Here is a 20086-nt window from a genome sequence, read left to right on the forward strand (position 1 = left end):
CGCGACCCGGGGCGCGGCCCCGCTCAGCGCACCCTGAAGACGAAAGTGTCAACTGTGAGCGAGACTACGCACGACGGTGCGGTAGCCGTGAGTGCCCCGCCGTCAGCCGACGACGGCCTGTCCCCGGCCGAGCTGGCAGCGAAGTACGGGCTGTCGGTGAGCGGCGCCCGGGTGGGCCTTGGTGAGTACATCCGCCTGATGTGGGGCAGGCGTCACTTCATCCTGGCCTTCTCGTCGGCCAAGCTCACCGCCCAGTACAGCCAGGCGAAGCTGGGCCAGGTGTGGCAGGTGGCGACCCCGTTGCTCAATGCGGCGGTGTACTTCTTCATCTTCGGCCTGCTGCTGAAGAGCAGTCGCGGTATGGAGAACGACGTGTACATCCCGTTCCTGGTGACGGGTGTGTTCGTCTTCACCTTCACCCAGGCATCGGCCATGGCGGGTGTACGGGCGATCTCCGGAAACCTCGGGCTGGTGCGGGCGCTGCACTTCCCCCGCGCCTCGCTCCCCATCTCGTTCTCGCTCCAGCAGCTCCAGCAGCTCCTCTTCTCGATGATCGTGCTGGTCATCGTGCTGGTGGGCTTCGGCCACTACCCGTCCTTCGCCTGGCTGCTGATCATTCCCACGCTGGCGCTGCAGTTCGTCTTCAACACCGGCCTTTCGCTGATCATGGCCCGGATGGGCGCCAAAACCCCGGACCTCGCCCAGTTGCTGCCGTTCATTCTCCGCACCTGGATGTACGCGTCCGGCGTGATGTTCCCCCTCGCCCGTACGCTCCAGCACGCGGGGGCGAGCAAGTGGATGTCGGACGCCATGCTGGGGAACCCGGCGGCGGTCTACATGGACCTGATGCGGTACGCGCTGATCGACGACTACACCTCGGCGAACCTGCCGCCGCACGTCTGGGCGCTGGCCCTGGGCTGGGCGGTTCTCTTCGGCGCCGGAGGCTTTGTGTACTTCTGGAAGGCAGAGGAGCAGTACGGCCGTGGCTGAGCGAACCCTGGACAAGACTGCCGAGGCTGCCAAGGCGGAGCAGACCGCCCAGGCGGCTCCCGCACCGTCGCGGGAGCCCACCGTCGTCGCCGACGACGTGCATATCGTCTACCGCGTCAATGGCGGCCCCAAGGGGCGCGGCAGCGCCACCGCAGCGCTGAGCCGCATCATGCGCCGCAAGGGCTCCCCCGGTATGCGCGAGGTGCACGCCGTGCGCGGGGTCACCTTCGTGGCGTACAAGGGCGAGTCGATCGGCCTGATCGGGTCCAATGGCTCCGGTAAGTCGACCCTGCTCAAGGCCGTGGCGGGGCTGCTGCCCACCGAGCGTGGCAGCGTCTACACCGATGGCCAGCCGTCGCTGCTCGGTGTGAACGCGGCGCTGATGAACGACCTCACCGGTGAGCGGAACGTCATCCTCGGCGGTCTGGCCATGGGCATGTCGCGTGAGCAGGTCCGGGAGCGCTACCAGGACATCGTGGACTTCTCGGGCATCAACGAGAAGGGCGACTTCATCACCCTGCCGATGCGCACGTACTCCTCCGGTATGGCGGCCCGGCTGCGCTTCTCCATCGCCGCGGCCAAGGACCACGATGTGCTGATGATCGACGAGGCGCTGGCCACCGGCGACCGGAAGTTCCAGAAGCGCTCCGAGGCCCGTATCCGCGAGCTCCGCCAGGAGGCCGGCACGGTCTTCCTCGTCAGCCACAACAACAAGTCGATCCGGGACACCTGTGACCGGGTGCTGTGGCTGGAGAAGGGCGAGCTGCTGATGGACGGCCCGACCGACGAGGTCATCAAGGCGTACGAGAAGGAGACCGGCAAGTAGTCGCTCCGCGAACGCCGACTCCATAAACCATCAGGCCCCGCCGGGCAACCCGGCGGGGCCTTGTTGTCCACAACCGGACCATCTGCCCCGCATCGGGAATGGGTGTGGACGCATGGCACGTTGGGCAGGGCAACGGGGGAATCTGCACGGGGGGCTAACGGGGTGGCCAAGAACGGGGCCGTGGGCGGAAGCAGCCATGCCGAGAGGGTGTTCCGCGTGCAGCGGGCCTTCACCCAGCTCGGCGGACGGGCCCATGGGCCCGGGGCGCTGGCCAGAGCGGCGGAGCTGGACGATTCGACCGTCTACCGGATTCTGCAGTCCGGGGTGCATCAGGGCATCTTCGTCCGCGAGGGCCGGGGGCTGTACCGGCTGGGCTCGGCGGCCCCGCAGCTCGGCCTGAAGGCGCTGGCCCACTCGCCCGCGCCGGAGGCCGCCCATGCTCTGCTGGAGGCGCTGCGCCGGGCCACCGGGGGGCTGGCCTTCCTCTATCTGCTGGCGCCGTTCGGCGGCGCCCACCGGCAGTGCGCCGATATGGCCGTGGGCGATTCCGATCTGACGGAGCTGGGGATGACGCCCCGTGCGGTGCAGACCGTCGAGCACTCGCTGCGGGTGGGCGCCGCGGGGCGGGCGATCCTGGCGTATCTGCCGGAGACGATCCAGTCGGAGGTGCTGGACCGGCCGGTGCCCGCCGAGGCCGGCCCCGGGGCCTTCCGGGACGATGCGCGGCTTCTCGCCTCGCTGGACCGGATCAGGACGCGGGGCTACGCGCTGGGCCATGAGGAGTGCGCGGCGGGGTGGAACGAGTGTGCGGCGCCGGTCACTTGGGACGGGCTGGTGATGGGCTCGGTGCTGGTGATGAAGCCCAAACAGGTCATGACGCGGTGTCCGGTGACCGTCATCGGGGCGGTGGAGCAGACGGCGGCGGCGCTGGCCGATCTGGGGCGTGGCAGTCCGGCCGAGCCGGATGAAAATGATTCGAGACTGAAGTAAATTTACGGTAACACGAGTAAACGTGAAGCGCATTCCCCGCGCTTCACCAGCCCTTTCTCGCGAGGCGAGAAAGGGTCGGAAATCCTTGACTCGTACGGGTGTACGGCCGCAATAATCAAGAGGGCAATCCAGTCTGATTCTTGCATGAGCGGCGGCTCTACGCGCCGCACACTAGGGGGAAACGTCACCGTGTCCGACAGGGGCGGTCTTGCCGTCGTGCCCGATATTCCCGCACCGAACTGGACGCGGGAGCTTGAGCGTGTGCCGTTGTTATCGGTCAGGGAGGCCCAGGCCTTTGCGCTGCTCGGCGCGGGGTGGTCCAACCGCCGTATCGCACTGCGGCTCCAGGTGACCGAGCGCACGGTGAAGGCGCATGTGGCGTCAATACTCGCGAAACTGCAGGTGGAATCGAGGCTGCAGGCCGGTCTCGTCGCCCTCAGCTACCGGCACCTGTACCAAAGTACAGTTCCCGGGAGGATCGTGGCCGGATAGCGTTGTCCGTGTCTGCCCGTTTATCCCTCGGCCGGATATCGACTTGAACGAACCCGTCGCACACCAAACGCGCCGTCATAGGAAAGGTATTCATGTCTGACCGTTCCGGCCCGAGCGTAATGAACCCCGTGTGGACGCTGGTGGTGTCCGGACTCACCGTCTTCATGGCCGCCTTGGACAACCTCGTCGTCATCACCGCGCTGCCCGCCATCCAGAAGGACCTGGGCACCAGCCTCCAGGACCTGGAGTGGACGGTGAACGGCTACACCCTCACCTTCTCGGTCTTCCTGATGGCCGGTGCGGCCGCCGGGGACCGGTTCGGGCGCCGCCGGGTCTTCCTGGCCGGCCTCGTCGTCTTCACCGGGGCCTCCGCCGCCGCGGCGCTGTCCGGCAGTGCGGACACCCTGATCGCCGCCCGGGCCGTACAGGGCCTCGGGGCGGCCGTGGTGATGCCGCTGACGCTGACGCTGCTGACCGTCGCCGTCCCCGAGCGCCGGCGCGGTCTCGCGCTGGGCGTCTGGGGCGCCCTCAGCGGGCTCGCGGTCGCGCTCGGCCCGCTGATCGGCGGGGCCGTGGTGGAGAAGATCTCCTGGGAGTGGATCTTCTGGGTCAACGTGCCGATCGGCGTGCTGGTGCTGGTGCTCGGCCTCTGGAAGCTGGCCGAGTCCACCCGCCCGGACACCTCGCTCGACCCGGTGGGCACCGTCCTGGTCAGCCTCGGGGTGTTCGGCGTGGTCTACGCGCTGGTGTCCACCACCGAACACGGCTGGTCCAGCGGCCGGGTGATCGGCTTCCTGGCCGGCGGCCTGGTGGTCCTCGCGCTCTTCGTCGGCTGGGAGCTGCGCACCGCCGAACCCATGCTGCCGATGCGGCTGTTCCGCAATCGCGCGTTCAGCGCGGTCAACGCGGCCAGCCTGCTGATGTTCGCGGCCATGTTCGGACTGGTCTTCCTGCTCACCCAGTTCATGCAGAACATCCAGGGCTTCTCGCCGCTGGAGGCGGGCGTGAAGATGCTGCCGTGGACGGCGATGCCGGTCCTCGTCGCCCCGCTGGCGGCGCTGCTGACCGCCCGGCTCGGCAATCGTCTGGTGGTCGCCGCGGGCCTGCTGTTCGAGGCCGTGGGGCTGGGCTGGCTGGCGTCCGTGGTCAGCGCGGACACCGCCTACGCCGACCAGGTGCCCGGTCTGGTGCTCGGCGGAATCGGCCTCGGGCTGTTCTTCTCGCCCGTCGCGGAAATGGCGATGAGCATCGTCGCACCCCGCGACCAGGGAATCGCCTCGGGCGCCAACAACACCTTCCGGGAGCTCGGCGGCGCACTCGGCGTCGCGGTGCTCACCTCCGTATTCACCACACTGGGCGGATACGGCTCGCCCCAGGAATTCGTGGACGGGCTGCGACCCGCCGCCTGGATCGGCGCCGGAATCGCCGCCCTCGGCTGTCTGGCCATTCTCACGGCACCGCGCGGCCGCACCGTACCCGGCGAAACGAAGGTGATTTCTTCGGGAGCCGCCGAGGATTCCTACACGGGAAACCTCCCGAGTCGGTCGCGCAACTAAATTCGACAGAGCGAAGACAGAGCGAAAAAGATGATCCACCGGCCCCCGGATCCCGGGTGACCGTTGGGTATGGGGGTCGCTATGTACGACGTCATTGTGGTAGGAGCGCGCATCAGTGGGGCATCGACGGCGATGCTCCTGGCAAGAGCGGGATACCGGGTCCTTCTCCTGGACCGGGCCAAATTCCCCGGCGGCAAGGGGGCCGCCACAAATCTGGTCCACCCCCCGGGAATTCTCCGGCTGAAGCGCTGGGGACTGCTGGACGAGGTGGCGGCCACCGGCTGCCCGCCCATTCACTCGTACGGTCTGCAGAGCGGCCCCGTCCAGCTCATGGCCAAGCTGCCCGCCGTCGAGGGCGTGGCCGAGGCCTACTCCCCGGAGCGCGCCAAGCTGGACGAGATCCTCCTTGAGGCCGCCGTCAAGGCCGGGGCGGAGCTGCGGGAACAGGTCGCGCTGCGCGAACTGCTGACCGACGCCCAGGGCACCGTCATCGGCGTCCGGGCCGAGACCGAGGACCGCACTCCCCTCATCGAGCACGCCCGGCTGGTGGTGGGCGCCGACGGTTCCAACTCCACCGTCGCCCGGCTGGTGGGGGCCGAGAAGTACGACTCCCACCCGGTGCTCAACAAGAGCCACTGGTCGTACTGGGCCGATCTGCCGCACGACGGCAAGGTGCGCACCTACCGCCACCGCCATCAGCACGCCTTCACCTGGCCCACCCACGACGGCCTCACCATCGTCGGAGTGGCCCTGCCGGTGGGGGACTTCAAGGCGTCCCCCGACCAGGAGCGCGATGCCACGGTCATCGCCGCCTACGAGGACGTCGACCCCGAGTTCGCGGCGCGGCTGCGGGAGACCCGGCGCGTCGACAAGTGGATGACCGGCGCGGTCCCCAACTTCCTGCGCCACTGCCACGGCCCCGGCTGGGCCCTCGTCGGCGACGCGGGCTACACCCGCGACCCCATCACCGCCGCCGGTATCACCGACTCCCTGCGCGGTGCCGAACTGCTCGTGGACGCCGTGGAGCCCGCCCTGTCCGGCGACCGTGACCTCGCCGCCGCGCTCGCCGACTACGCCCGGCGCCGCGACGCCCTGGTGGGCGGCCACTTCCGGTACACCCGCGACCATGCCGCGATCGGCGACTACAACCGCGAGGAGCTGGAGTTCATCCGGGCGATGGCGCGCAGCCCGCACCACGGCAGCGGCATGGTCGGGATGTTCGCCACGATCGTCCCGCCCGCCGAGTTCTACTCCCCGGCCAATATCCACGCCCTCTTCGAGCACATCCCGCCGGGCCCCGAGCCGGGCTGGAAGATCCGGATGGTGCGCTGGCTCGTCCGCGGCGCCCCCAGGCATCTGCCCCCGGCGACCCGGCTCGCCGACCGGCTGATCGCCGCCAACCTCGGGAGCATGGGCACCTTCCTGCTCGACTCCCCGGCCGCCGGCGCCGCTTAGGGGGTGTCCGACGGATCGTGACGCCTGCGGCGGGCCGCTCCCCTCCCCGCCCCTTCCCACAGCATTGATATGCGGCTCCGCCGCGTGGTGGGGCCCCGCCCCAGACCCCGGGGTCCAGGGGCGAAGCCCCTGCCACGCGACGGACACCCCCTGGCCCGGCTCTCCCGCGGCACGCCCACACGGCACGGCCGCGATCTCACAACGGCCATCGGCCGCCCACAGCGCCGCGTCACCCGCGCGGGTGACGCACCTCACTCACCGTCACCACCCCACTCATGGAGGCATCGGCATGTCCAGCAATCCGTCCACAGGCGTCACCACGGCCTTTCTCTTCCCCGGACAAGGCGGCTTCGACGGCGAGGCGCTCCGCCGGGCGAAGGAGCGCCATCCCCAGATCGGCCGGGTCTTCGAGCGGCTCGACGCCGTGACCGAGGAGCTCTACGCCAGCCGCATCTCCGAGGTGCTCTTCGGCGAGCGCAAGGCCGATCTGCGCGATCTGCTCGACAACGACCCCTGGGCCTCCCAGGTCGCCATCTACGGCGCGGGCCTGGCCGCCTACGAGATCCTCGCCGCCCAGGGCGCCACCCCCGACGTCCTGGCCGGGCACAGCCTCGGCGAGATCACCGCCCTGGTGGCGGCCGGGGCGTTCTCGGCCGAGGACGGGGTCCGGATCGTCGCCCGGCGCGTCGCCGTGATCGAGCGGCAGGGCGGTGTCGACGGCCGCATGGTGGCCCTGGCCGCGAGCGCCGAGCGCACCCGCAAGCTGCTGGAGCTGGTGGACGAGCCGCTGCTGGCCGTCGCCACCGAGAACCACGACGAGCAGACCGTGGTCAGCGGCCCCGCCGGAATCCTGGACCGGGTCGTGGCGATCGCCGGACAGCTTGACGTGGGCGCCATCGAGATCGACACCCCCTTCCCCTTCCACACCCCGGCGCTCGCCCCCGCCGCCCCCGAGTTCGCCGCCTACGTTCGGAAGCTGGACCAGCATCCGCTGAACCGCCCGGTCTACTCGCCGATCCTGCAGCGCTACTACGAGCCGGGCGATGTGCTCGCCGATCTGCTGGCCGAGCACTTCACCCGGCCGGTGCGGTTCGCCGCGGCCGTACGGCATCTGCGGGAGAGCGGCGCCGAGGTGTTCGTGGAGGCGGGCGGGCGCGCCGCGCTCTCCAAGCTGGTCGCCAAGGTGACCGATGGCTCCGAGGTGCGGTCGCTGCCCACGCTGGCCCTGACCGGCGGACGGCTCGCGCTCGACGGAACCCTCGAGGCGCTGCGCGAGGCCGGTCTGGCCGCGCCCGAGCGCGGCGGGCTCGCCGAGCTGCTGGCCCCCTCGGTGCCCTCCGACGTCTTCGCGGCGTACTGGAGCGAGCGCGGCCACATGGTGCTGGAGCTGGTCCGCACCGAACTGGACGCCTTCCGCAAGTCCGCCGAGGCCGGGCGCCCCGAGCCCGAGCCCGAGCCCGCTGCCAAGGCCACCGCGGAGCCCGAGCCCGCACCGGCTGCCCCGGCCCCGGCCCCGTCGGCGTCGGCCTCGGCCTCGTCCGAGCCGCGGCCGGAGGAGTACGACCGCGAGCAGCTCTTCGATGAGCTGCGGACCCTCTACGCCGAGGCGCTCGAATACCCCGAGGACGTCTTCGAGGACGAGGTGCAGTTGGAGGCCGAGCTGGGAGTCGACTCCGTCAAGCAGGTCGAGCTCCTGTCCAGGGTCTCCAGTCGGTACGGGCTGCCGCCGCGCGAGTCCGGCTTCCGGCTGGCCACCTACAACACCATGGGCAAGATCACCGACTTTGTGCTGCAGCAGATGAACGACCAGGGGGCCCATGCGCCCGCCTCCGCCACGGGCTGAAGCGCCCACCCTCTCGTCGCAGAAGGAGTCAGTCGTTCCATGAAAGACCTCACGGGGAAGGTGGCCCTGGTCACCGGAGGTTCCAAGGGCGTGGGAAAGGCGATCGCGCGCACCCTCGCGGCCCGCGGCGCCGACATCGTCCTCAACTATTTCCACTCGCACGACCAGGCCAAGCGCACCAGGGACGAACTGGTGGCAACCGGCGCCCGGGTCGAGCTCGCACGGGCCTCGGTGGTCCGGCAGGAGCAGGTCGACCGGATGTTCGCCGAGATCGAGGAGCGCCACGGGCGGCTGGACATCCTGGTCAACAGCGCCGCCAACGGGGCCCTGCTGCCCCTGGCCGAGGTGACCGACGAGGACATCGCCAAGGCCATCGACACCAACTACAAGGGGGGACTGCGCTGCGCCCGCGGCGCGGCCCCGCTGATGGCGCGCACCGGCGGCGGGTCGATCGTCACCGTCTCGGCGCTCGGCGGCTCGCAGATGGTGATGGCCAACTACTCGGCCTGCGCCCCCGCCAAGGCGGCCGCCGAGGCGGCGACCCGCTATCTCGCGGTGGAGTTCGCCCCGCTCGGCATCCGGGTGAACACCGCCTCGGCCGCGATGCTCGAAAGCGATGTCGCGGACAAGTTCCCCCGGGCCCGGGAGATGCAGGAGGTGATCGCCAGGGCGACGCCTTTCGGACGGCTGGGCACCGCTGAGGAGTTCGCCGACGTCGTCGCCTTCCTGGCCTCCGACGCCTCGCGGTGGATCACCGGACAGGTGGTGCTCGCGGACGGGGGACTGACGCTGGGCGCCGCCCTCCTGTCCCCGCCCGCCGCCGCCCCCGTACGGGAGGAGGCCGCACGGGAGCCCGAGTCCGAGCCCGTCGCGGCGCCCGAGCCCGTACGGCCCGAGCCCGTACGGCCCGAGGCCGCCCAGGCCGCCGCCGTCACCGAGGCCGCCGTCACCGAGACCGTGGACGCGCCCGGCCCCGGCCTGCCCCCCGATGTCCCCGACGACGCGATCGCCGTCGTCGGCATGGGCCTGGCGGGCGCCGGGGCGAACAGTCCCGAGGAGTTCTGGAAGCTCCGTACGACCGGTGACGAGCTGTTCGTCAAGATCCCCCGGGACCGCTGGCGGCATGAGAACTTCCACGCCGTCGACACCGCCGCCGAGGACAAGGCGTACGCCGACCGCTGCGTCTTCATCACGGACTTCGAGGCCGCCCCCGGCTCCGTCGACAGCATGGCCGACGGCACGGACGACCACGAGCTGACCACCATGTGGCTGCGCCACAGCCTGGTCCAGGCCCTGGACGGGGTGCGCCACCAGGACACCGACCGCTGCTCCTTCGTCGTCGGCTACACCCCCGACGGCAGCCAGCACCTCGAAGAGGCCGGGGTGCTGGACAGCGTCACCCGGATGACGCAGGACATCCTCCGGGACCTCCCGCTGGAGGACGGCGAGCGCACCACCCTGGGCGGCGACATCGAGGCGGCCCTGACCCGCCGCTACTGGCGCGCCGGCCGGGACCGCTCGCGCTTTCTGCCGCATCGCGTCGGCGAGCTGGCGATGCGCGGGCTGCTGCCGCCCTCCACCGAGCTGCACATGGTGGACACCGCCTGCTCCTCCTCTCTGTACGCGATCGACATCGCCGCCAAGGGTCTGCTGATGGGCAAGCAGGACATCGCGGTCTGCGGCGGCGCCTTCGCGCTCGCGCCGCGCGGCACCGTGCTCTTCTCCAAGCTCCAGGGGCTCTCCAAGCGCGGTGAGGTGCACGCGCTCGACGAGGACGCCGACGGGGTGATCTTCGCCGACGGCGCCGCGCTGGTCGTCCTCAAGCGGCTGAGCCGGGCGCGGGCCGACGGGGACGAGGTGCTCGGGGTGCTCCGGGCGTTCGGCTCGTCCTCCGACGGCAAGGGCAAGGCCATCTACGCGCCCAACGCCGCCGGCCAGAGCCTGGCGGTGCGCCGCGCCTTGGAGGCGGGCGAGGTCGAGGGCTCCGCGGTGAGCTGGGTCAACGCCCACGCCACCGGCACCCCGGCCGGGGATCTCGCCGAGTTCACCACGCTGCGGGAGTACTACGGCACCGCCGGACCGGCCGCGGTCACCTCCAACAAGTCCCTGATCGGCCACACCGGCTGGGCGGCGGGCGTGGTCTCGCTCATCGAGAACCTGCTGGGCCTGGCCGAGCACACCATCCCCGGTCAGTTCCGCTTCTCCCGGCCCCGAGAGGACTTCCGGCTCGCCGAGACCGGACTGGAGATCACCCCCGAGCACAAGGAGTGGCCGGGGAAGCCGGAGGGCCCGCGGCTGGCCGCGGTGTCCGGTTTCGGCTTCGGCGGCACCAACGCCCATCTGATCGTCTCCGAGCACCGGCCGCGCCCCGCCGCCGCGAACGCCACCACCGACCGGGCCCCCGCGACCGTCACCAAGGTCCCCGACCCCGGCAGCCGGGTGGCGATCGTCGGCTGGTCGGCCCATCTGCCGGGGCTGGAGGGCCGCGAGGAGGTCACCCGCTGGCTGGGCGGCGGTCCGCGCCCCCGCGACAGCTTCGGCGAGCAGTACCCGGCGCCGCCGTTCAACAAGGTCCGGCTGCCTCCCAAGACCATCCGCGCGCTGGACCGCTGCCAGCTCATGATCGTGGAGTGCGCCCATCAACTCCGGGACCAGATGGCGGACTTCTGGCAGGAGCGGGCGCTCAAGACCGGCGTGTTCGTCGGCCATATGGGCCCGACCCGCGCCGCGATGCTCTACGCCAACCGCTGCTATCTCGACGACATCGCCGAGGCGATCGGCGAGCTGGACTCCGATGCCCTGCCGGGGGTTCTGGAGCGGCTCGGCGACCGCGTACGCGACATGATCCCGGCCTCCAACGAGGACTCCTTCCCCGGCCAGATGCCCAACATCATCTCGGCCCGGGTGGCGAACTACTTCGACCTCAACGGCCCGAACATGACGATGGACTCCGGCTTCGCCTCCGCCGTCTCCTCCATCACCTCCGCGGGCCGCTATCTGCGCACCGGGGAGCTCGACTTCGCGCTCGCGGGCGGGATCAACGGCAACAGCCTCCCGGAGTACCGCACGCTGATCGGCGAGCTGCTGCCGCCGGAGGCCGAGGAACTCGCCGAGGGCGCCTTCCTGTTCGCCCTGACCACCGAGGAGCGGGCCCGCGCCGCGGGGCTCGAGGTGCTCGCGTACGTGGACGAGCCGCTCGGTGCCGTCGAGGCGGGGCGCGGCGAGGCCGCCCCGGACGAGATCCTGCTGTGCGGCGCGCCCGCGCCCGAGCACGCCCGCTATCTGGGCGCGGCCGGTGGTCTCGCCGTTCTCAAGGCGCTGCACCGGCCCTCGGGGAGCGTGGAGATCGCCACCGACGAGAGCGAGGGCGCCGCCGGGGCCCGGCTCCGGCTGACCATCCCGGGGGCCGGTGAGGACGCCGGGCCCGGCCCCGCCGAGGCGGCCCCGGCCGCGCTGCCCGCCGCGTTCGCCACCGACGGACGGCTCGCGGACGGCACCCCCGTGCGGGTCCGCCGCCAGGTGCCCGTCCTGACCGAGCTGCCCGCGCGCACCGTGCGCGAGCGCACCCGGTTCCTCCCCGCGGGCGCGGTGGTGCTCACCGACGCGCCCGAGCTGCTCGCCGGTGCCGCGCCGCCGGACGCGGACCTCACCGTCCTGTCCACGGCGCCGCTCGGGGCCCCGCGCCCCGGCTGGCACCATCTGTCCGAGGTCACCGAGGAGTCGGTCCGCCGGGCCCTGGCCGGTGCGGGCCCCGGGGCCATCCACCTCAGGGTGGTCGCCGACCTCGGCCGGGCGCCCACGGACGGCCCCGCGCCCGGCCTCACCGCCCTGCACGACGCCGCCTATCTGACGCTCCAGCACGCCTACGACGACCTGGGCGACCCCGGCTCCTCGGCCGTGGCGCTGCTGCTGGGCGCCGCGCCCGGCGGCACCCCGCATCCGTACACCGGGCTCTTCACCGGGCTGTGGAAGACCGCGGCCCTGGAGCGCGACGCCTGCCTCGCCTTCACGCTCTGCACCTCCGCCACCGACCTCACCGAGGCGATGGCCCGGGCCGAGGAGGAGAGCGCGGCCGAGCGGGTCTTCCCCGCGGTGTTCGACATCGACGGCGTACGGAAGACGTACCTGCTCTCCGACGAGCCGGGCGGCCCCGGCGAGGGGGCGCCGGCCGTCCTCGGCCGGGACTCCGTCGTGGTGGTCGCCGGAGGCGCCCGGGGCATCACCGCCGAGGTGGTCAAGGCGGTCGCCGAGCACTTCCGGCCCCGGCTCTACGTCCTCGGCAGCAACTCCCTGGACGACTGGCCGCCGGAGACCTATGAGGGCACCCACGAGGAGTTCGCCGCCCGCCGCGCCGGCTACATCAAGACGGAGATCGCCCGGCGCGACGGCCGCACCGTCGCCGACATCAACCGCGCCTTCGACCGCATGGTCAACGCCCGCTGGGCGCGCCGGAACCTGGACGAGATGGCCGCCCACAGCGGCGCCGGCCGGGTCACCTACCTCGCCTGCGACATGCGCGACGGCGACGCGGTGGACGCGGCGATCGGCCGGGTCCTGGACGAGCAGGGGCGGATCGACCTGCTGGTCAACGCCGCCGGGCTGCAGCGCTCGGGGCTGATCAAGGACAAGAGCTTCGCCGAGTTCACCGCCATCCGCGATCTGAAGCTGGACTCCTACCTCCACCTCAAGCACGCCCTGCGCACCGCGCCGCCCCGGCTGTGGTGCAACTTCGGCTCGCTGCTGGGCTACTTCGGACAGCTCGGGGAGGCCGACTACGCCGCGGCCAACGACTTCCTGGCCGCCGCCGCCACCCACACCCGGGCCACCGATCCGCGGACGGACGAGTTCACCATCGGCTGGACGCTGTGGGAAGGCGTCGGCATGGGCGCCAACGAGCTGACCAAGGCGTACTACGAGCGCGCCGGGTCGTACAGCAACATGGCCATCGCCGAGGGCATCCACCACTTCGTCCAGGAGCTGCACGCCCCGGTGCGGCGCCCCTCCGTCGTCCACCTCGGCGACGCCGAGCGCGCCACCGTCGAGCGCTTCTACCCCGGCTATCTGGCCACCACGGGCGAGGCGGAGCGGCCCGCGTTCTTCCTGCGCCGGCTGCTGGAGGCCGATGAGCGGTCCGTGGTCTACGAGTGCCCCTTCGACCTGGAGACCGACGGCTATCTGGAGCACCACACGGTGCGCGGCGAGGCCACCCTGCCCGGCACCTTCGTCACCGAACTGGCCGCCGAAGCCGCCCGCGCCCTGGTCCCCGGCAAGCGGGTGATCGCCTTCGAGGACCTGCGCTTCGAGCACTTCCTGCGGGTCTACCGCGACCTCCCGGCCGGTCCGCGGCGCATCCGCGCGGAGCTGGTCGACAGCCCCGGCGAGGTGACCGTCGTCCAGGTGCGGATCACCGAGGACGTGGTCGCGCCCAGCGGAGTGGTCCTGGTCAAGGACCGGGTCCACTTCCTGGCCCGGGTGCTGCTCGACACCGAGGCGCCCACCGCGCCGCGCTGGGAGGAGTGGCCGGCGGGAGAGGAGACCCCGGTCCCCGACCCGTACCACCAGCCCGGCTCCCCGGTGCGGCTGACCGGCCCGTTCGTCTCCACCACCGACACCCGGATCCACCCCCGGGGCAAGCGCGCCCGCTACGCGCCCGGCATCCCGGCGGGCGACCTGGTGTGGTCCCGCTTCACCGTGCCGTCCATCCTGCTCGACGGGCTGGCCCGGGTGGGGGTGCTGGATCTGGTCGACGGGCATCTGGTGCCGGTGGCCGCACCGCTGTCGATCCGCCGGATCGATCTGTACGAGGAGATCAGCGACCACGATCTGGCCGCCTCCGGGGAGGCCGTCGACCTCTTCGTCACCCCGCCCGGCTTCGATCTGACGGCCGACGCCATCAGCAACCGCTTCGTCGCGGTGCGGCCCGACGGCCGGATGCTCCTGCAGATGAAGGACATGCGGGCCACCCTCATCGGCTACATCGACGCCGAGACCGGCGAGGCCGTCCCCGTCGAACAGGCAGCAGCGGGGGAGGACCGGACATGACCCTGGCCGAGGAAGGCGCGCCGGTCCAGCCGGTGACCCGGATGGTGTGGCGGCTCACCGAGCTGCCGCCCCCCGCCGGGCCGCACCCCCGGCTCGCCGGGATACGGGTGCTGCTGATCGGCGGCGAGGAGGACATCGCCGCCGGTGTGGAGCGCGAACTGAAGGAACACGGCGCGCTGGTGCGCCGGGAGCCGGACGGCCCCGGCCCCGTGGACGCCATCGTCGACCTCACGGTGGGCCGGGCGTACGACCCGGACCCCGCCGCCTTCGCCGGGGCCTGGCGGGAGGCGCTGACCGAGACCGTGACCGCGCTGCGCGGCGTGTACGACGACTGGGCGGCGGAGACGACCGCGGACCGGCTGTTCTATCTCGCCGTCAGCTATCTCGGCGGCGGGATGGGCCAGCATCCGCGCGACGGTCTGGAGCAGCCCCTGGGCGGCATCTGGGCGGGGCTCGCCAAGACCCTGCACCGGGAGTTCCCCAATGTGAACGCCCGCGTCGTGGACATCGACCTGGCCGCCTCCGCCGACCTGCCCGGCATCGTCGCCGCCGAGCTCGGCCGCACCGGCGAGATCGAGGTCGGGCACCGGGACGGCCGCCGGTTCACCCTCACCCCCGAGGACCGGCCCGTGGCCGCGCCCGCCCTCACCCTCGGCCCCCAGGACACCGTGCTGATCTCCGGCGGCGGCCGGGGCATCGGCTGGGAGCTGGCCCGCTCGCTGGCCGCCCGGCACGGCGTACGGGTCGTGGTCACCGGCCGGGAGCCGTTCCCGAGCGGGGACGAGCCCTGGTTCGGCGTGGACGAGGCCGGCTGGAAGCGGTACGAGAAGGGGGTCTGGGCGGGCCGTACGAAGGGCGAGTCGCCCGCGAAGACCCGGGCCCGGCTCGCCCGCACCCACCGCCTGTGGGAGCTCGCCACCCATCTGACCCGCGCCCGGCGGGAGGGGCTGCGCGTCGAGTACGCGCGCTGCGACTTCACCGACCGCGCCCAGGTGCGCGAGCTCATCCGGCGCGAGGACGCGCTGGAGGGCGGCAGGCTCGCCGGAGTGGTGCACAACGCCGGAGTGGACACCTCCGCCCGGCTGCCGAAGAAGACCGACGAGGAGATCCTGCGCACCGTCGAGGTCAAGATCGAGGGCTTCCTCAACGTCTTCGAGGAGGTGCGGAGGCGCGACCTGAAGTTCTTCTGCAGCGTCGGCTCCCTCACCGGACGCCTCGGCGGCATGGTGGGCCAGCTCGAATACGCCGCGGCCAACGACGGGCTGGCCCGGCTCGGCCAGTGGGCCGCCCGCCGGGCCGCGTTCCCCGTGATGACCCTCGCCTGGCCCACCTGGGACCGCATCGGGCTGATCGCCAACTTCGCCGCCACCCTGCGCTACATGGCCGCGATCGACGTGGCGGACGGGCTGGAGCGGTGGCGGGCCGAACTGCTGGGGGCCTCCGAGGGCGAGGTCACCTTCGTCGGGCCGCTGGGCCAGGCCATCGACCCGGGACAGGCCATCGGTTATCCCGTGGTGCCCGCGCTGCCCGGTTTCGCCACCGCCTATCCGAAGATCTTCCACCTCGGTGAGGTGACCGCCTACCAGCCGCACGCCCGGATGACGGCACGCGTCGTCCTCGACCCCCAACACACCCCCGCGCTCGGCGACTTCCGCATCGACGGCGCCCCCGCGCTGCCGCCTTCCCTCGTGCTGGAGAACGCCCTGCGGGCCGCCGAATGGATCGTCCCGGAGGACTTCCCGGCGCTCACGGCCGGTGTTCTGGAGGAGATCGTGGTGCCGCTGTCGCTGCTGCGCCTGGACGGCCGGGCGATCCGGCTGGTCCGCGAGGCCCGCGGCTTCCACGAGGGGCACAACTGGATCGTCGAGGTCCGCTACCGCCGGGAGGGGGCCGGGGACGGCGCCGAGGCGAGCCTGCGCGTCGTCCACGAGACCGGCGCGCCACGGCCGCCCGCCCCGCCGAGCCCCACCGCCCGGCAGACCACCACCCTCCGCTCCGGGCCGCCGTTCCTGCACTGGCGCGGCGCCGTGGTGCCGCTGTCGGCGTGGACGGTGGGACCGGAGGGCCGAGTGGCGGCCGAGGTCCCGCGCTGCCTGCCGGCCGACCTGTGGGCGACGCCCCTCGTGCCCGGGACGGCCCTGCCGGTCGCCGCGCTGGAGAACGTGGTGCGGCGGTGCACCACCCGGGGCGACGGCCTCTCGGTCACCGCCGACCCACTGATCCTCGGCCGCATCACACCGCACTCCGCCGAGCGCGGACCCACCCGCATCGAGGGCGATCCCTCGCTCGGCGTCTGGCGGATCACCGACGCAGACTCCGGGGAGCCCGTGGCGACCGTCTCGGGACTCTCCGGCCCGCTGGGAAACACCACGGAATAGAAGGGGAACACCATGTCCACTCCCGAACAGAACAAGGCCGTCCTCGAGCGCTACTACGAGCAGTGCCTCAACAAGGGCAATCTGGACGTCATCTACGAGGGCGCCACCGAGGACCACATCAGCCACGGCACCGCCGAGAACGGCAAGGAAGGCGTGGAGCACCTGAAGGAGTGGGTGCGGCTGCAGCGCGCCTCCTTCCCCGACCTCCAGGTCACCGTGAACGACTGGATCCTGGACGGGAACAAGGTCGTCAGCCGGTTCACCGCACGCGGCACCCACACCGGCGACGCCTACGCGGGCATCATCCCGGCGCAGGGCCGCGCGCTGGAGATCCCCGGCATCGTCATCGACGAGTTCAACGACGAGGGCAAGATCGTGGAGAGCTGGTTCTCCATGGACAGCTACGACCTCGCCACCCAGCTCGGGGCGTTCGACGCGCCCCCCGCGTGACCGGCCGCTCGCCGGCCCCGGGACCCGGGGCCGGCCTCCCGGTCCTCATCACCGGCTGCTCCTCCGGCATCGGCCGCGCGTGCGCGCTGCGGCTGCACCGGGCCGGGCATGCCGTGTACGCCACCGCGCGGCGGCCCGAGACGCTGGATGAGCTCGCGGCGCTCGGCATCCGCACCCTGGCGCTCGACGTCACCGACGAGGAGTCCATGGCCACCGCCGTCGCCAAGGTCGAGGCGGCGCACGGCGCGGTCGGGGCGCTGGTCAACAGCGCCGGCTACGCCATGTCGGGCTGTATCGAGGAAGCCTCCATGGCCGAGGTGCGCGAGCAGTTCGAGACCAATGTGTACGGACTGGTCCGGCTCAGCCAGCTTGTGCTGCCCGCGATGCGCGCCCACGGCGGCGGCACCATCGTCAACATCTCCTCCATCTTCGGCCGTTACGCCGTCCCCGGCTCGGGCTTCTACAACGCCACCAAGCACGCCGTGGAGGCGCTCAGCGACTCCCTGCGGAACGAGGTGGCCGACTTCGGGGTGCGGGTCGTCCTCGTCGAGCCGGGCCCGGTGCGCACCACCCGCTTCGGCGCCACCTACGTCGCCAATCTGCGGCCGGTGAGCCGGACGTACGAGACCTTCCGCCGGGAGAGCGCCGAGTACTTCGAGGCGATCTACACCGGCAGCCGCCGGACCCTGGCGGGCACCTTCGCGATCCAGTCCGACGACGTGGCCCGGCGGGTGGCGAAGGTGGTGGCCAAGGGCGCCCGCGGCTCCCGGCCGCGCGCCCGCTACCCCGTCGGACTCCTCGCCCACAGCACGATCGCCCTGCGGCGCCTCGCGCCCGACGTCCTTTTCGACCATCTCTTCGTGCGCCGCCTCTTTCCGGTGCCCCGCGGGCCGCGGCCGCGAAAGCAAGGAGACCACCGATGAGCACAGCGACCTCCGCACCGCGCGTGGCACCCGGCCCCAAGGGCGTCCCGCTGATGGGCAGTCTGGGCCCCTGGAAGCGGAACACCGCCGAATTCCTCCTCGGACTGCAGCGCGACCACGGCGAGATCGTCCGGATGCGGCTCGGCCCCTTCCTGGTGCACCAGGTGACCGAGCCCGAGGCGGTGCGCCGGGTGCTGGTGGAGAACAACGGCAACTACGTCCGCGGCCCGCTCTACGAGCAGTTCGGCGTGGTCATGGGCAAGGGACTGCTCACCACCGACGGTGAGTTCTGGCGCGCCCACCGGCGGGCGGTGCAGCCGGTCTTCCTCAAGAACGCCATCACCGACATCATCCCCAACATCATCCGGGCCACCGAGGAGATGCTGGAGACCTGGGAGGCGAAGGCCGCCGCCGGTGAGCCGGTCGACCTGATGACCGACCTGCTGCGGCTGACCCTGGTCACCCTCAGCCGCTCGCTGTTCGCCTACGACATCAAACCGGACTCGGCGATGCTCAAGACGATCGTGGACGATGTGGTGGAGGTGATGTTCCGGCGCGGCACCGCCACGGAGATGCTGCCCTCGTGGGTGCCGACGGACCGGCAGCGCAAGATCCTCAGGATCCACCGGGTCTTCGACCGCATCGTGGCCGATGTGCGCCGGAGCTACGCGGAGACGGGGGAGGGGCCGCTGATCGCGCTGATGGAGCAGGCCACCGACCCGGCCACCGGTGAGCCCTGGACCGATCAGCAGATCAAGGACGAGCTGCTCACCGTCTATCTGGCCGGCCATGAGACCACGGCCGTCTCCCTGTGCTGGACGCTGCTGTCGATCGCCGGCCACCCCGGGGTCCAGGAGGAGCTGGACGCCGAGATCGCCACGGTGCTCGGGGGCGGGCTGCCGGACGTGGCGAGCGCCGAGTCGCTCACGTACACCAAGATGGTCGTCGACGAGAGCCTGCGGATGCACCCGCCCATCTGGATCTTCCCCAGGGCGGCGGTGGACGCGGACACCCTCGGCGGCTATGACGTCGAACCGGGCTCCTCGGTGCTGCTGTCCCCGCTGGTCTCCCACCACAACCCGCGCCACTGGGACAACCCGCTGGCCTTCGACCCGTACCGGTTCACCCCGCAGGCCATCAAGGAGCGGCCGCGGATGGCGTACCTCCCGTTCGGCACGGGGCCCCGGCAGTGCGTGGGCAACTTCATGGCGCTGCTGGAGCTGCGCGTCATCGTGGCCATGGTGAACCAGCGCTTCCGGATCAGCCGGATCCCGGGGACCGAGCTGAGGTACGGCTCGCCGGTGATCTCGCTGCGGCCGCTGCAGAACGTGATGGTGACGGTGACCCCGCGCGAGCGGAGCACCGCCGGGCCCCGCCCGTCCCGGCGGACCGCCCCCGCCGCCCCCGCCGCCTGCCCCCACCACCCGTAGCCCCGCCGTCACCCGGATCCGGCGTGATCCACCCGTTGGTGGCCGAACCCGCCCTTTCCCGTCTGCCGGAAGGCTGTACGGGTGGTAAAAAATCCGTAAACGCCTTGGGGGAGGGCGAGTTGGGAAGCGCGCCTCTATGGGCGATCGGCCGCCGCCGTGTGCGCCGCGGCCGTCGCGGAGAAGGCGGCGGGCGCGCGCAAGGCGGTGATCATGGACGTGAGGCCCCCTTCCAGCGCGGTCCGAAGGCGTAAGCGGAAGCTGAGTTCCGGGCCGGGCGGGACCCCGTCGCCTTCCTTGATGCCGCGCCGAAGATCTCGCCCGCGAAAGCGCGTCAGGAACTCTCGCGGAGTGAACTGCTGATCGAATGCGAACCGAACTGGCGCGGTAAGGAACGCGCCCGCACCAGCGGCGGGGAGTCGGGGTGAGAGATCGTTACCGACGAGGCGCGGGGGCTTTTCGGGGAAAGCGCGTCCCGTCATGATGTTGACGAGAAAACGGACCCGGTGCGGGAGGACCCGAGCGGCGAGGTCCGTGGGAACCGCCCGGTCCGGGCTTCTCGGACCCGACCTGGCCTCTTCACGAAAGCCCGCGGCCCGGCTGCCCGGATATGGGAGACAAAGGCGGTATCGCTCTTGAGGTAACCACCCTTGCTTCCGCCGCATCCTAATCGTATGGGCCGGACGGCGTGAGTGGATCGACTCCGGGTGAACC

The 20086-nt window shown here is 71.6% G+C and carries 13 protein-coding genes; 12 read left to right on the top strand and 1 reads right to left on the bottom strand.

The features are described from left to right. Positions 1 to 54: 54 nt before the first annotated feature. The 12 genes from STRVI_RS12725 to STRVI_RS12780 all read left to right on the top strand — a co-directional run bounded on the left by STRVI_RS12725 (position 55) and on the right by STRVI_RS12780 (position 19375). The gene (locus STRVI_RS12725; RefSeq protein ID WP_014056052.1) at positions 55 to 990 is read left to right on the top strand and encodes an ABC transporter permease; all 936 of its coding nucleotides are present in this window, start codon (positions 55 to 57) and stop codon (positions 988 to 990) included. Then, a complete protein-coding gene (locus tag STRVI_RS12730; RefSeq protein WP_014056053.1) occupies positions 983 to 1816 on the top strand; it encodes an ABC transporter ATP-binding protein in 834 nt (277 codons plus the stop codon). Before STRVI_RS12725 ends, STRVI_RS12730 begins: the two co-directional genes overlap by 8 nt. Before the next feature lie 162 nt (positions 1817 to 1978). Further along, positions 1979 to 2806: an IclR family transcriptional regulator gene (locus STRVI_RS12735; RefSeq protein WP_014056054.1), complete on the top strand. Its 828-nt coding sequence runs from the start codon at positions 1979 to 1981 to the stop codon at positions 2804 to 2806. 189 nt (positions 2807 to 2995) lie between these two features. Further along, positions 2996 to 3298, top strand: a complete 303-nt coding sequence (locus STRVI_RS12740; protein ID WP_063644240.1) for a response regulator transcription factor — start codon at positions 2996 to 2998, stop codon at positions 3296 to 3298. 92 nt (positions 3299 to 3390) lie between these two features. Then, on the top strand, positions 3391 to 4854 hold the full coding sequence (locus STRVI_RS12745) for an MFS transporter (RefSeq protein WP_014056055.1): 1464 nt from the start codon (positions 3391 to 3393) through the stop codon (positions 4852 to 4854). Between the two features lie 81 nt (positions 4855 to 4935). Next, positions 4936 to 6309, top strand: a complete 1374-nt coding sequence (locus STRVI_RS12750) for an NAD(P)/FAD-dependent oxidoreductase (RefSeq protein ID WP_014056056.1) — start codon at positions 4936 to 4938, stop codon at positions 6307 to 6309. Positions 6310 to 6598: 289 nt separating this feature from the next. Next, positions 6599 to 8152: an acyltransferase domain-containing protein gene (locus tag STRVI_RS12755; protein WP_014056057.1), complete on the top strand. Its 1554-nt coding sequence runs from the start codon at positions 6599 to 6601 to the stop codon at positions 8150 to 8152. 39 nt (positions 8153 to 8191) lie between these two features. Beyond that, positions 8192 to 14194, top strand: coding sequence for an SDR family oxidoreductase (locus STRVI_RS12760; RefSeq protein ID WP_014056058.1), 6003 nt, complete (start codon positions 8192 to 8194; stop codon positions 14192 to 14194). Then, on the top strand, positions 14191 to 16572 hold the full coding sequence (locus STRVI_RS12765; protein ID WP_014056059.1) for an SDR family NAD(P)-dependent oxidoreductase: 2382 nt from the start codon (positions 14191 to 14193) through the stop codon (positions 16570 to 16572). Before STRVI_RS12760 ends, STRVI_RS12765 begins: the two co-directional genes overlap by 4 nt. 12 nt (positions 16573 to 16584) lie before the next feature. Next, the gene (locus STRVI_RS12770) at positions 16585 to 17022 is read left to right on the top strand and encodes an ester cyclase (protein WP_014056060.1); all 438 of its coding nucleotides are present in this window, start codon (positions 16585 to 16587) and stop codon (positions 17020 to 17022) included. Next, positions 17019 to 17945 carry an SDR family NAD(P)-dependent oxidoreductase gene (locus STRVI_RS12775; protein WP_014056061.1) on the top strand — a complete coding sequence of 309 codons (927 nt, stop codon included), beginning with the start codon at positions 17019 to 17021 and terminating at the stop codon, positions 17943 to 17945. The genes STRVI_RS12770 and STRVI_RS12775 overlap by 4 nt, the downstream gene beginning before the upstream one ends. Next, the gene (locus STRVI_RS12780; RefSeq protein ID WP_014056062.1) at positions 17942 to 19375 is read left to right on the top strand and encodes a cytochrome P450; all 1434 of its coding nucleotides are present in this window, start codon (positions 17942 to 17944) and stop codon (positions 19373 to 19375) included. The genes STRVI_RS12775 and STRVI_RS12780 overlap by 4 nt, the downstream gene beginning before the upstream one ends. A 134-nt stretch (positions 19376 to 19509) precedes the next feature. Here STRVI_RS12780 and STRVI_RS52045 read toward each other — a convergent pair whose 3' ends face one another. Then, positions 19510 to 19854, bottom strand: a complete 345-nt coding sequence (locus STRVI_RS52045; protein WP_150112892.1) for a hypothetical protein — start codon at positions 19852 to 19854, stop codon at positions 19510 to 19512. Between the last annotated feature and the right edge of the window lie 232 nt (positions 19855 to 20086).

The organism is Streptomyces violaceusniger Tu 4113, assembly GCF_000147815.2.
GTDB lineage: Bacteria > Actinomycetota > Actinomycetes > Streptomycetales > Streptomycetaceae > Streptomyces > Streptomyces violaceusniger_A.

What these genes read in the sequence shown, in the direction of transcription:
- STRVI_RS12750 (WP_014056056.1), top strand. Translation starts at nt 4,936, where the DNA reads ATGTACGACGTCATTGTGGTAGGAGCGCGCATCAGTGGGGCATCGACG.
- STRVI_RS12770 (WP_014056060.1), top strand. Translation starts at nt 16,585, where the DNA reads ATGTCCACTCCCGAACAGAACAAGGCCGTCCTCGAGCGCTACTACGAG.
- STRVI_RS52045 (WP_150112892.1), bottom strand. Translation starts at nt 19,854, where the DNA reads ATGACGGGACGCGCTTTCCCCGAAAAGCCCCCGCGCCTCGTCGGTAAC.
- STRVI_RS12760 (WP_014056058.1), top strand. Translation starts at nt 8,192, where the DNA reads ATGAAAGACCTCACGGGGAAGGTGGCCCTGGTCACCGGAGGTTCCAAG.
- STRVI_RS12765 (WP_014056059.1), top strand. Translation starts at nt 14,191, where the DNA reads ATGACCCTGGCCGAGGAAGGCGCGCCGGTCCAGCCGGTGACCCGGATG.
- STRVI_RS12755 (WP_014056057.1), top strand. Translation starts at nt 6,599, where the DNA reads ATGTCCAGCAATCCGTCCACAGGCGTCACCACGGCCTTTCTCTTCCCC.
- STRVI_RS12780 (WP_014056062.1), top strand. Translation starts at nt 17,942, where the DNA reads ATGAGCACAGCGACCTCCGCACCGCGCGTGGCACCCGGCCCCAAGGGC.
- STRVI_RS12745 (WP_014056055.1), top strand. Translation starts at nt 3,391, where the DNA reads ATGTCTGACCGTTCCGGCCCGAGCGTAATGAACCCCGTGTGGACGCTG.